Source organism: Bradyrhizobium quebecense (assembly GCF_013373795.3).
GTDB classification, from domain to species: Bacteria; Pseudomonadota; Alphaproteobacteria; order Rhizobiales; family Xanthobacteraceae; genus Bradyrhizobium; species Bradyrhizobium quebecense.
Genome location: NZ_CP088022.1, coordinates 3,514,519 through 3,526,280, shown reverse-complemented (window position 1 = coordinate 3,526,280; position 11,762 = coordinate 3,514,519). Strand labels below are relative to the sequence as shown.

Annotated in this window: 9 protein-coding genes; 8 read left to right on the top strand and 1 reads right to left on the bottom strand. The window is 63.4% G+C overall.

Translation table 11 applies throughout. The features are described from left to right. Positions 1–48 precede the first annotated feature (48 nt). Positions 49–2,109, top strand: coding sequence for an FAD-dependent oxidoreductase (locus HU230_RS17125; RefSeq protein WP_176530641.1), 2,061 nt, complete (start codon positions 49–51; stop codon positions 2,107–2,109). A 225-nt stretch (positions 2,110–2,334) separates the two neighbouring features. Beyond that, a complete protein-coding gene (locus HU230_RS17120) occupies positions 2,335–4,374 on the top strand; it encodes an ABC transporter ATP-binding protein (protein ID WP_176530642.1) in 2,040 nt (679 codons plus the stop codon). A 111-nt stretch (positions 4,375–4,485) separates the two neighbouring features. On the opposite strand, the gene HU230_RS17115 is transcribed toward HU230_RS17120, so the two are convergent. Beyond that, positions 4,486–5,694, bottom strand: coding sequence for an FAD-dependent oxidoreductase (locus HU230_RS17115; protein WP_176530643.1), 1,209 nt, complete (start codon positions 5,692–5,694; stop codon positions 4,486–4,488). Between the two features lie 698 nt (positions 5,695–6,392). Between HU230_RS17115 and rpsL the strand changes: the two genes are divergently transcribed. From rpsL to rplC, 6 genes are all read left to right on the top strand, one after another. Then, positions 6,393–6,764: a 30S ribosomal protein S12 gene (gene rpsL / locus HU230_RS17110; protein WP_028168167.1), complete on the top strand. Its 372-nt coding sequence runs from the start codon at positions 6,393–6,395 to the stop codon at positions 6,762–6,764. A gap of 15 nt (positions 6,765–6,779) precedes the next feature. Continuing rightward, positions 6,780–7,250 carry a 30S ribosomal protein S7 gene (gene rpsG / locus HU230_RS17105; protein ID WP_021081660.1) on the top strand — a complete coding sequence of 157 codons (471 nt, stop codon included), beginning with the start codon at positions 6,780–6,782 and terminating at the stop codon, positions 7,248–7,250. Positions 7,251–7,280: 30 nt separating this feature from the next. Further along, complete coding sequence (fusA, locus tag HU230_RS17100) at positions 7,281–9,353, top strand: elongation factor G (protein ID WP_176530644.1); 2,073 nt, start codon at positions 7,281–7,283, stop codon at positions 9,351–9,353. A 40-nt stretch (positions 9,354–9,393) separates the two neighbouring features. Then, positions 9,394–10,584 carry an elongation factor Tu gene (gene tuf / locus HU230_RS17095; RefSeq protein ID WP_176530645.1) on the top strand — a complete coding sequence of 397 codons (1,191 nt, stop codon included), beginning with the start codon at positions 9,394–9,396 and terminating at the stop codon, positions 10,582–10,584. Positions 10,585–10,678: 94 nt separating this feature from the next. Further along, positions 10,679–10,987, top strand: a complete 309-nt coding sequence (rpsJ, locus tag HU230_RS17090; protein ID WP_002712302.1) for a 30S ribosomal protein S10 — start codon at positions 10,679–10,681, stop codon at positions 10,985–10,987. 54 nt (positions 10,988–11,041) lie between these two features. After that, positions 11,042–11,761 carry a 50S ribosomal protein L3 gene (gene rplC, locus HU230_RS17085; RefSeq protein WP_029081772.1) on the top strand — a complete coding sequence of 240 codons (720 nt, stop codon included), beginning with the start codon at positions 11,042–11,044 and terminating at the stop codon, positions 11,759–11,761. Position 11,762: the final 1 nt, after the last annotated feature.

The window sequence follows — 11,762 nt, the reverse complement described above, 5'->3', positions numbered from 1 at the left end:
GTGACTTAGACCGGCTGTTTGGCTCGTGCCGGAGACGACGGAATCGATATGCTCGACTTGGCGATTGTAGGCGGCGGCCCCGGGGGGCTGATGAGCGCCTGGTATTTGAAGCGCAAACTCGGCGACCTCTGCCGCATCACCATCTTCGAGGCGTCCGATCGCCTCGGCGGCAAGATCGCCACGCGCAAATTCGACACCGCGCCTGCGATGTATGAGGCCGGCGTTGCCGAGATCTACGATTACTCGATGACGGGCCCGGACCCGCTGCGCGAGCTGATTCAGCATTTCGGGCTGCAGACGATCCCGATGGACGCCGAGCAGGTGCAGCTCGACGGCGAACTGCTGGCCGACGTCCCCGGCATGCGCCGCAAATACGGCGCGAAGACCGCGGCCGCGATCGAGGCGTTCCGCAAGCGCTGCAGCGAGCTGGTGTCGCCGATCGAGTATTACGAGGGCGTCGGCGCTCACGACAACGAACATCCGTGGGCCTACAAGACCGCCGAGCAGATCCTCGACGAAGAGGTCGAGGACGTGACTGCCAAGCGGTTCTTCAAGGTGATGGCGCGCTCCGACCTCGCGACCGAGAGCCACAACACCAACGGCCTCAACGCGCTGAAGAACTACGTCATGGATGTCGACGGCTATATCGGCCTGTATTCGATCCAGAACGGCAACGAGCAGCTGATCGATTGCCTGCGCTCGGAGGTCAGCGCCGACATCCAGCTCAACCATCGCGTCCTCAAGGTCGGCAAGACCGCAAGCGGCCGCTACCAGCTCAACATGATGAACGGCAAGGGGCCGGAGACGCGCGACTTCGACCTCGTGCTGGTCTGCCTGCCACATTCCTGGCTCGCGACCATGCGCTGGGACGGCGAGCAGCTGCGCAAGTCGATGGTCAAGCACGTCGCCTATTTCGATCGTCCGGCGCACTATCTGCGCGTCTCGATCCTGTTCGACGAGCCGTTCTGGGGCGAGAAGATCCCGGGCGCCTGGTTCATGTCGGAAGCGTTCGGCGGCTGCTGCGTCTACAATGAGGGCGCGCGCCACGATGTCGGCAAGCACGGCGTGCTGAACTGGCTGATCGCCGGCTCCGACGCGCTCGCCTTCGCCAATCTCAGCGATGAGGAACTGATCGACGCCGCGCTGAAGTCGCTGCCGGCCTCGCTCGGCGATGCGCGTGCGCATTTCCTCGAGGGCAAGACCCATCGCTGGCTGTCGTCGGTCAACGCGCTGCCGGGCGGCCTGCCGGTGCGCGACGTCATGACCAACCACCGTCCCGATCCGAAGCAGCACCCCGGCATCGTGGTGGTCGGCGACTATCTGTTCGATTCGACGCTGAACGGGCTGCTCGATTCCTCCGATGCCGCGACCGACATCATCGTCACCGAGATGATGCGGCTGCGCCGCGCCCGTGCGCAGGACGAAGGCGCGCTGTCCGACAAGATCGACCGCAACTATTTCGAGAATTATCGCGGCGCCGGTCCCTACAGCGAAGTCTGGCGCAACTTCACCGACCCGGCCTATCTGACCGACCTGATCAAGACGGTGTGGGGCAGGGCGAAGGGCTACAAGCTGCTGATCGCCGGCTCCGCCAGCGGCGAGCTGGTCGGCGCGCTGCGCGAGCGCGGCATCGATGCCTGGGGCATCGAGAACAACCGCTACATCCACAGCAAGACGCCGAAGGCGCTCAAGAAGTACAACAAGCTCGGCTCGATCGCCGACATGCCGTTCAAGGACAATGAGTTCGACTTCGTGTTCGAGACCTCGCTGTGCCATCTCGGCGAGAAGCAGGTCGTGCGCGGGGTGCGCGAGCTCAACCGCGTGGTCAAGACCGGCGTCGTGTTCGCGTCGGTGACCTCGGACATGGCGCCGGCGGTGATCGATCGCTACGACCTGCTGCGCGGGGTGAAGAAGCTCGGCACCTGGTGGGAATGGTCGGAATTGTTCTTCGGCAACGGCTTCGACCTGTCGATGCACCGCCGCGACTGCACCGATGCGCTGTGGACGTTGACGCTTGCCGCCAACAAAGGGCCGGGGCAGTGGTACGCCGACTCCGACAGCCTGCGCTATTCCTTCTTCGACAAGGTCGAGGCGGATCACGACGACTAGCGGCAGCGAGTGACGGCACCCGCTCGCGGTCTTGCGCAAGGCGAGCGGCCCCGTCAACCAACGTCAAAGGCGGCCGTGCCGTGATCCCGAATCCACGGGACCGCGCGCCGCGCCGTTCCAAACGCTTTGCCGAATTCGTTGTGATCGCATAGGATTGTACCAGCAGCATTCGCCGCTGCGGTTTCGATTTGCGGTCATGCCGGCCGTGGAGCAACGGTTGGTTTCATGGCGCCAAGACCTCCTGCATCAGACGATCCGAATCGATCGGCGGCCGACGATCCCGCGCTGAAGAAGAAGTCTGCGGCCGCGGCCGGTCCGCCTGCGGCAACGGCCTCCGCCAAGCCCGCCGCCGCTCCGGTCGATGACGACGATGATGAGGACGAGGACGACGAGTTCGAGCTCGACGACGATGATGACGAGGACCTCGTCGTCTTCACCGCCAGGGAAGCCGCCGGCGCGCTCTCCACGATCTTCAGCTTCGTCAAGCCGATCCTGACCAACTACAAGAAGCCGCTCGCCTTTGTCGCGATCGGCGTGCTGGTCGAGACGTTGTTCAACGTCATCATGCCGCTCAGCCTGAAATTCCTGATCGACGACGCGCTCGGCGAGGAGGATTTCCAGGCCCTTTACAAGATCCTCGGCGTGCTCGCGGTCGCCGGCATCGTCACCTCGATCATCGCGGTCTGGTACGAGCGCTGGGATGCACGGCTTGGCGCGGGCATCATCGCCGACGTCCGGACCCGCATCTTCGACCACGTCCAGAACCTGCCGTCAGCCTATTTCGCCCGCACCAAGCGCGGCGAGATCCTGTCGCGTTTCTCGATCGATCTGTCGGCCTTCGAGGGCTCGGTCAAGACCTTCGCCAACAGCGCGGCGCTGCCGGGCCTCGAGCTGATCGCCGGCATCATCCTGATGCTGTTCCTGAACTGGCAGCTTGCCGTGGTCGCCTTGCTGGTGTTTCCGATCACGCTGATCGGGCCGCGCATCCTGACGCCGAAGGCGGTGCTGGCCAATTACGAGCAGAAGCAGAACGAAGCCGCGCTGCTCGGCATGGTGCAGGAGAACGTTGCTGCCCAGGCGGTGGTGAAGGCGTTCAACCTGCAGCGCCGGGCGCTCGGCTGGTTCACGCTGCGCAACCGCGACGTCCGCGCCAAGGCCGCGTCAGCCATGTTCCTGTCGACCATGGTGGAGCGCACCGTCACCATTTCGGTGCTGCTGCTCCACCTCGTGGTGTTGGCGATCGGCGCCTATCTCGCCACCAAGGGGCAGATCACGGTCGGCACCTTCGTGACCTTCGAGAGCGCATTCTGGGAGGTGTCGTACAACATCGCTCATCTCATGCATTTCATCCCGGTGTCGATCCAGTCTGCGGCGGCAGTGCGGCACATCGAGGAGCTGCTCGACGAGCCGACCCGCGGCGCCGACCGCCCCGGCGCGCCGGATCTGCCGCGCATCACCAACGACATCTCCTTCGACCGCGTTACCTTCCAGTATGAGGGGGCGCAGACGCCGGTGCTCGACAATCTCAGCCTCAAGCTCAATGCCGGCAAGAGCATTGCGATCGTCGGTCCCAGCGGCTCCGGCAAGAGCACGCTGATCAACCTGATCCTGCGGCTCTACGTGCCGGACGAGGGCCGCGTTGCCATTGACGGCGTCGACATCCGCCGGGTCACGCGCGAGTCGCTGCGGGCCAGCATGGCGGTCGTGTTCCAGGAGAACATGCTGTTCAACATGTCGATCCGCGAGAACATCCGGCTCGGCAAGGAAGGGGCCACGGACGCGGAGGTCGAGGACGCCGCGAAGAAGGCCGAGATCCATCGCTACATCATGAGCCTGCCGCAGCGCTACGACACGCCGGTCGGCGAGCGCGGCGACACCTTGTCCGGCGGCCAGCGCCAGCGCATCGCGATCGCGCGCGCGATCATCCGCAACCCGTCCGTGCTGCTGCTCGACGAGGCGACCTCGGCGCTCGACCAGACCACGGAGGCGGCGATCAACCGCACGCTGCTCAAGGTCGCCAAGGGTCGCACCATGATCTGGTCGACGCACCGACTGGCCTCGGTGGTCGAGATGGACGAGATCATCGTGATCTCCGGCGGCAGGGCGATCGAACGCGGCTCGCACGAGCAACTGCTGGCCCTGAATGGCGTCTACCGCAAGCTGTGGGACGACCAGGGGCATGTCCATCACGATGCGGACGACGAGGATGACGACGACGCGGACGATGATGAAGACGACGAGGATGAGGACGAAGACGAGGCGTGAGTCCCGCGCCGCGTCGCCGGCGATGGCCGGGCGCTAGAATCTTGTTTGACGCGTTTTCTTTACGCGAGCCGGTACCCACTTCGCTCGAAAACGCCCCTGCTGATCACGCCTCTACGCCCTGTCTGCGGCGTGCGGACGCTGCCGGAAGTGATTGGCGGACCGTGCCGCTGACGCTGCCTGCGGGCCGTGCAACCGGCGCAGCGTGCCCCGGCCGAGATAGCCGAGGAAGCGTGCCCAGCGCTGGGCCTGCCAGTAGGGCCCGCTGCCGATCGACACCTCGCGGAAGTTGAATGCCTTGGCATTCGACCACGCGTCGCACTCCGTCTTGACCGGATCGTCGTAGAACGCCGTGATCTTCTCCTCGCCCATGCCGTCGGTCGCAAGCCAGGCCGGGATATGGACGTTGCAGAGCTGGGATACGTCGGTGAACACCTTGTCGGTCCCGGTGCCGGTGACGGGGCAGGTGCTGGCGAAGGCGTCGCCGACCAGCACGACGCCGGCCTGCCGATAGCCGGTACTGACATAGACGTCGGCGGGCCTGATCTTGATGTCGCCGGCGACGTCGAACTCACCGGTGAGCCGGCGCAGCCGCGGTAGCGCGGCGTTCAGCGTCTCGACCGGATCGCGCCGCATCGCCCGCAGCCACGGATCGTCGGCCTGGCGGTAGGTGAACAGGTTGGCGCGCATCCGGTTTCCGATCGGAAACAGCGTGATGTAAGGGATGCGGTCGCTCGGCCGCTCCGAAAAGTAGGTCATGGCCGCGAACGGGAAGGCGGGGCGGCCGACGGGGACGAAATCGAAGCCGATCGAGATCGAGTGGCAGAAGCTGGTCACCAGCCGCTCGATGCCGAGCATCCGGCGCAGCCCGACATTCAGGCCGTTGGCGAGCACCACGAGGCGCGCCGAGATCTCCTCGCCGCCCGAAAGCACCAAGCGCTGCCGCTCGGAGCTGGTCGCGACATCGACGACCTTGTCGCGGATGAATTCCGCCGGCCCGGCGATCTCGGCCCGAATCGCAGTGATCAGCGCGTCGTACATGATGCCGTATTGCCGGCTCGGCTGCCGGTCGAGCAGATGACCGAATCGCGCGATCCAGTTCTCGCCGTCGAGCGTCGCCGAACGCAGCACGGATTCGGCAATCCCGGTGCGGGCGAATCGCGCGAGCTGCAGGTCGCCGCCGATCTTTTCGACGCGGAAGTCGAACGGATAGACCTGATGGGGATCGATCAGGACGGTCGGTATCCCGGCACGGCCGAGCATGGCGGCCGCGGTCGAGCCCGCAAGACCTCCGCCGATGATCGCGATGTCGGTGTACCGCATGACGTTTTCCGTGGCCGTAGACCGCAATTTTTGCGCTGCGAATGGCAAATAAAGGCTTAGTTTCGAAATTCGCCTTCAGATTCAAGTTGGGGAGAATTGTTTCTAATCATATTTTACCCGGATATAATATGATTCCGCTGACGTGCCGGAGATTCGGATTCGGGCGAGGGGAGGCGCGAAGGCTGTCAGATTTCGTCGCCCGACGAGCACTCCGAAATGCGAAATCTGCAAGCGCCAGAGGCGTTTCTTTGCTTGTCGTTTTGCTTGACTTCACTATCTCTCGATTATACAAGGCGCTCACTTAACGACAGGCGGTGAGCTACGCCAGCGTCGGAACGGAACACCCCAAGGCCTTTTTCAGCGCCGGACGGGCACCAACCTCGACGAATGCCGCTCAAACGCTGTCGATGATAGCTAGGCAATGCCAGGACGATTTTGGTTCTCTTGAGCACGTCCTCTTGAGAGTGAATTCGGATGCATGACCTCGGTGGCGGACCAGACAGCGAACGCTGAACGGTTCGGAATCGCGGTCCTCTGTGGCGTCGATGCGCTTTCCGCTCAGTGATGAGTGGTTGGCGCGATTTCGCTTTGCGCGGTTGTCTGTTCCGCGTCGAGCGGGCCGTACGGGACGGCTAGTCCTGAGAAGAAATTTGCGGAGCCATTCAAGGTTTCCGCGCGAACTAAAGGGTGAAGGCTGCATGCCGACGATCAACCAGCTGATCGCAAAACCACGTGAAGTGCAGAAGTCGCGCAAGAAAGTGCCGGCGCTGCAGCAGTCGCCGCAGAAGCGCGGCGTGTGCACGCGCGTCTACACCACGACCCCGAAGAAGCCGAACTCGGCGCTTCGTAAGGTCGCCAAGGTGCGCCTGACCAACGGCTTCGAGGTGATCGGCTACATCCCGGGTGAAGGCCATAACCTGCAGGAGCACTCGGTGGTTATGATCCGCGGCGGCCGCGTCAAGGACTTGCCGGGCGTGCGCTACCACATCCTCCGTGGCGTGCTGGATACCCAGGGCGTCAAGAACCGTAAGCAGCGTCGTTCGAAGTACGGCGCGAAGCGTCCGAAGTAAGCGGGAAACGATCAAATGTCGCGTCGCCATTCTGCTGAGAAGCGTGAAGTTCTTCCGGATCCGAAGTTCGGGAACATCATCATTACGAAGTTCATGAACTCGGTGATGTACGCCGGGAAGAAGTCGGTCGCCGAAAACATCGTCTACGGTGCGCTCGGCATGATCGAGGCCAAGACCAAGCAGCCCCCGCTCGGCGTGTTCGAGCAGGCGCTCGAGAACGTGATGCCGACCATCGAGGTCCGTTCCCGCCGCGTCGGCGGCGCGACTTACCAGGTGCCGGTGGAAGTCCGCTCGGTGCGCCGTCAGGCGCTCGGCATCCGCTGGCTGATCTCGGCCGCCCGTGAGCGCAACGAGAAGACCATGACGGAGCGTCTGTCGGCGGAGCTGCTCGACGCCTCGAACAATCGCGGCAACGCCGTCAAGAAGCGTGAAGACGTGCACCGGATGGCGGAAGCCAACCGCGCCTTCTCGCACTATCGCTGGTAAGGCGATCAACGGAATTTAAGGAACAGTCTCATGCCCCGCCAACATGCCATCGAGGACTACCGCAACTTCGGTATCATGGCGCATATCGACGCCGGCAAGACCACGACCACCGAGCGCATCCTGTATTACACCGGCAAGAGCCACAAGATCGGCGAAGTGCACGAAGGTGCCGCGACGATGGACTGGATGGAGCAGGAGCAGGAGCGTGGCATCACGATCACTTCGGCTGCGACCACCGCGTTCTGGAACGGCAAGCGCCTGAACATCATCGACACCCCCGGCCACGTCGACTTCACCATTGAAGTCGAGCGTTCGCTGCGCGTGCTCGACGGCGCCGTTTGCGTTCTCGACTCCAACCAGGGCGTCGAGCCGCAGACCGAGACCGTCTGGCGCCAGGGCGACAAGTACAAGGTTCCGCGCATCGTCTTCGCCAACAAGATGGACAAGACCGGTGCCGACTTCTTCAAGTGCCTGTCCGACATCGTCGACCGCCTCGGCGCCAAGCCGATCGCGATCCAGCTTCCGATCGGTGCCGAGAACAACTTCAAGGGTCTCGTCGACCTCGTGAAGATGAAGGGCATCGTCTGGAACGATGAATCGCTCGGCGCCAAGTTCGACTATGTCGACATCCCGGAAGACCTGGTCGAGCAGGCCAAGGAATATCGCGAGAAGATGGTGGAAGCCGCCGTCGAGCTCGACGACGACGCTTTGGCTGCCTTCCTCGACGGCAAGGAGCCGGACGAGGCGACCCTGAAGCGCCTGATCCGCAAGGCCGTGCTGACCGGCGCGTTCTATCCGGTGCTGTGCGGCTCCGCGTTCAAGAACAAGGGCGTGCAGCCGCTGCTCGACGCCGTCGTCGACTACCTGCCGTCGCCGGTCGACGTGCCCGCGATCAAGGGCACCGACGATGACGGCAACGAAGTCGTGCGCCATGCGGACGACAAGGAGCCGCTGGCGCTGCTCGCGTTCAAGATCATGGACGACCCCTTCGTCGGCACCATCACCTTCTGCCGCATTTATTCCGGCATCCTGCAGTCGGGCACCGGCGTGGTGAACTCGACCCGCGAGAAGAAAGAGCGTATCGGGCGCATGCTGCTGATGCATGCGAACAACCGCGAAGACATCAAGGAAGCCTATGCCGGCGACATCGTCGCGCTGGCTGGCCTGAAGGAAGCGCGCACCGGTGACACGCTGTGCGATCCCGACAAGCCGGTCATCCTCGAGAAGATGGAATTCCCGGAGCCGGTGATCGAAATCGCGATCGAGCCGAAGTCGAAGGCCGACCAGGAAAAGCTCGGCGTGGCGCTTGCCAAGCTCGCCGCGGAAGATCCGTCGTTCCGCGTGTCGACCGACCAGGAGTCCGGCCAGACCATTCTCAAGGGCATGGGCGAACTGCATCTCGACATCAAGGTCGACATTCTCAAGCGCACCTACAAGGTCGATGCCAACATCGGCGCGCCGCAGGTGGCGTTCCGCGAGCGCGTGACCAAGAAGGCTGAGGTCAAGTACACCCACAAGAAGCAGACCGGCGGTACCGGTCAGTTCGCCGAAGTGTCGATCGTCGTCGAGCCGAACGAGCCCGGCAAGGGCTATGAGTTCGAATCGAAGATCGTCGGCGGTGCGGTGCCGAAGGAATACATCCCCGGCGTCGAGAAGGGCCTCAACAGCGTGATGGGCTCCGGTGTCGTTGCCGGCTTCCCGGTGGTGGACGTCAAAGTGCAGCTGGTCGACGGCAAGTATCACGACGTCGACTCGTCGGCGCTGGCGTTCGAAATCGCATCGCGGGCTGCGTTCCGCGAGGCGCTGACGAAGGGCAAGTCCGTTCTGCTCGAGCCGATCATGAAGGTCGAGGTGGTGACCCCGGAAGACTACACCGGTTCGGTCATCGGCGACCTGAATTCCCGGCGCGGCCAGATCCAGGGTCAAGACATGCGCGGCAACGCCAACGTCATCAATGCGATGGTGCCGCTCATGAACATGTTCGGTTACGTGAACAACCTGCGCTCGATGAGCCAGGGTCGCGCGACCTTCACAATGCAGTTCGATCACTACGCCGAAGCACCGGCGAACGTGTCAGCTGAAGTCCAGAAAAAGTTTGCTTGATTGTCGTTGGTTAGCAACTAACGACTGAACGGAGAGTCAAATGGCCAAAGCAAAATTCGAGCGTAACAAGCCCCACTGCAACATCGGCACCATCGGTCACGTCGACCATGGCAAGACCTCGCTGACCGCAGCGATCACCAAGGTGCTTGCAGAGACCGGCGGCGCGACGTTCACCGCCTACGACCAGATCGACAAGGCGCCGGAAGAGAAGGCGCGCGGCATCACGATCTCGACCGCTCACGTCGAGTACGAGACGAAGAACCGTCACTATGCCCACGTCGACTGTCCCGGCCACGCCGACTACGTCAAGAACATGATCACCGGTGCCGCCCAGATGGACGGCGCGATCCTGGTCGTATCGGCTGCTGACGGCCCGATGCCGCAGACCCGCGAGCACATCCTGCTCGCCCGCCAGGTCGGCGTGCCCGCGCTCGTCGTGTTCCTCAACAAGTGCGACATGGTCGACGATCCGGAGCTGCTCGAGCTCGTCGAGCTCGAGGTCCGTGAGCTGCTCTCGAAGTACGAATTCCCGGGCGACAAGATCCCGATCATCAAGGGCTCGGCGCTCGCCGCCCTCGAAGACAAGGACAAGACGCTTGGCCACGATGCCATCCTCGAGCTGATGCGCAATGTCGACGAATACATCCCGCAGCCGGAGCGTCCGATCGACCAGCCGTTCCTGATGCCGGTTGAAGACGTGTTCTCGATCTCGGGCCGCGGCACCGTCGTCACTGGCCGTGTCGAGCGCGGCGTGATCAAGGTCGGCGAGGAAATCGAAATCGTCGGTATCCGCGACACCCAGAAGACCATCGTCACCGGCGTCGAAATGTTCCGCAAGCTGCTCGATCAGGGTCAGGCCGGCGACAATATCGGTGCGCTGCTCCGCGGCACCAAGCGCGAGGAAGTCGAGCGTGGCCAGGTGCTGTGCAAGCCCGGTTCGGTCAAGCCGCACACCAAGTTCAAGGCTGAGGCCTACATCCTCACCAAGGAAGAGGGCGGTCGTCACACCCCGTTCTTCACCAACTACCGTCCGCAGTTCTACTTCCGCACCACCGACGTGACCGGCGTTGTGCACCTGCCCGAAGGCACCGAGATGGTGATGCCGGGCGACAACATCGCGATGGAAGTGCACCTGATCGTGCCGATCGCGATGGAAGAGAAGCTGCGCTTCGCGATCCGCGAAGGCGGCCGCACCGTCGGCGCCGGCGTCGTCGCCGCCATCATCGAGTAAGGGTGGATCAGTCAGTTTGCAGCGGGTGGGTTCGCCCACCCGCAGCTCACCACTCGCTATTCGCTAATTGAGCGACGAAGAAAGAGATACGGCAATGAACGGCCAAAACATTCGCATCCGTCTCAAGGCGTTCGACCATCGAATCCTCGATACGTCGACCCGTGAGATCGTGAACACGGCGAAGCGCACCGGTGCGCAGGTTCGCGGACCGATTCCGCTGCCGACCCGCATCGAGAAGTTCACCGTCAACCGTTCGCCGCACGTTGACAAGAAGAGCCGCGAGCAATTCGAGATGCGCACTCACAAGCGCCTCCTCGACATTGTCGACCCGACCCCGCAGACCGTCGATGCGCTGATGAAGCTCGACCTGGCCGCCGGTGTCGACGTCGAGATCAAGCTCTAAGGTTTTGGATTTTTACGTCCGCCGCTTGCGGACAGAAAGACAGGAAGCACGCCGATGCGCTCCGGAGTGATCGCACAAAAGGTCGGGATGACGCGGGTCTTTACGGAGACCGGCGAGCATATCCCTGTGACCGTGCTGAAGTTGGGCAACTGCCAGGTGCTGGGCCACCGCACGACCGAGAAGAACGGCTATGTCGCTCTTCAGCTCGGCTCGGGCGCCCGCAAGACGGTGTACATGCCGAAGGCCGAACGCGGCCAGTTCGCGGTCGCCAAGGTCGAGCCGAAGCGCAAGGTCGCCGAGTTCCGCGTGTCCGAGGACGCGCTGATCCCGGTCGGCGCGGAAATCCAGGCGGACCATTTCGTGGTCGGCCAGTTCGTCGACGTGACCGGCACCTCGATCGGCAAGGGCTTCGCCGGCGGCATGAAGCGCTGGAATTTCGGCGGTCTGCGCGCCACCCACGGTGTGTCGGTCTCGCATCGTTCGATCGGTTCGACCGGTGGCCGTCAGGACCCCGGCAAGACCTTCAAGAACAAGAAGATGCCCGGTCATATGGGCGTCGACCGCATCACCACGCTCAATCTGCGCGTGGTTTCGACCGACGTCGAGCGCGGCCTGATCCTCGTCGAAGGCGCCGTTCCCGGCTCCAAGGGCGGCTGGATCTCGGTGCGCGACGCGGTCAAGAAGCCGCTGCCGAAGGAAGCCCCGAAGCCCGGCAAGTTCAAGGTCGCCGGCGGTGAAGCTGCCGAGGCTGTAGCCGAGAAGGAGGGCGTGTGAG

Excerpts from the sequence above, each read along its gene's own strand:
- HU230_RS17125 (WP_176530641.1), top strand. The coding sequence starts at position 49 with ATGCTCGACTTGGCGATTGTAGGCGGCGGCCCCGGGGGGCTGATGAGC.
- HU230_RS17120 (WP_176530642.1), top strand. The coding sequence starts at position 2,335 with ATGGCGCCAAGACCTCCTGCATCAGACGATCCGAATCGATCGGCGGCC.
- HU230_RS17115 (WP_176530643.1), bottom strand. The coding sequence starts at position 5,694 with ATGCGGTACACCGACATCGCGATCATCGGCGGAGGTCTTGCGGGCTCG.
- rpsL (WP_028168167.1), top strand. The coding sequence starts at position 6,393 with ATGCCGACGATCAACCAGCTGATCGCAAAACCACGTGAAGTGCAGAAG.
- rpsG (WP_021081660.1), top strand. The coding sequence starts at position 6,780 with ATGTCGCGTCGCCATTCTGCTGAGAAGCGTGAAGTTCTTCCGGATCCG.
- fusA (WP_176530644.1), top strand. The coding sequence starts at position 7,281 with ATGCCCCGCCAACATGCCATCGAGGACTACCGCAACTTCGGTATCATG.
- tuf (WP_176530645.1), top strand. The coding sequence starts at position 9,394 with ATGGCCAAAGCAAAATTCGAGCGTAACAAGCCCCACTGCAACATCGGC.
- rpsJ (WP_002712302.1), top strand. The coding sequence starts at position 10,679 with ATGAACGGCCAAAACATTCGCATCCGTCTCAAGGCGTTCGACCATCGA.
- rplC (WP_029081772.1), top strand. The coding sequence starts at position 11,042 with ATGCGCTCCGGAGTGATCGCACAAAAGGTCGGGATGACGCGGGTCTTT.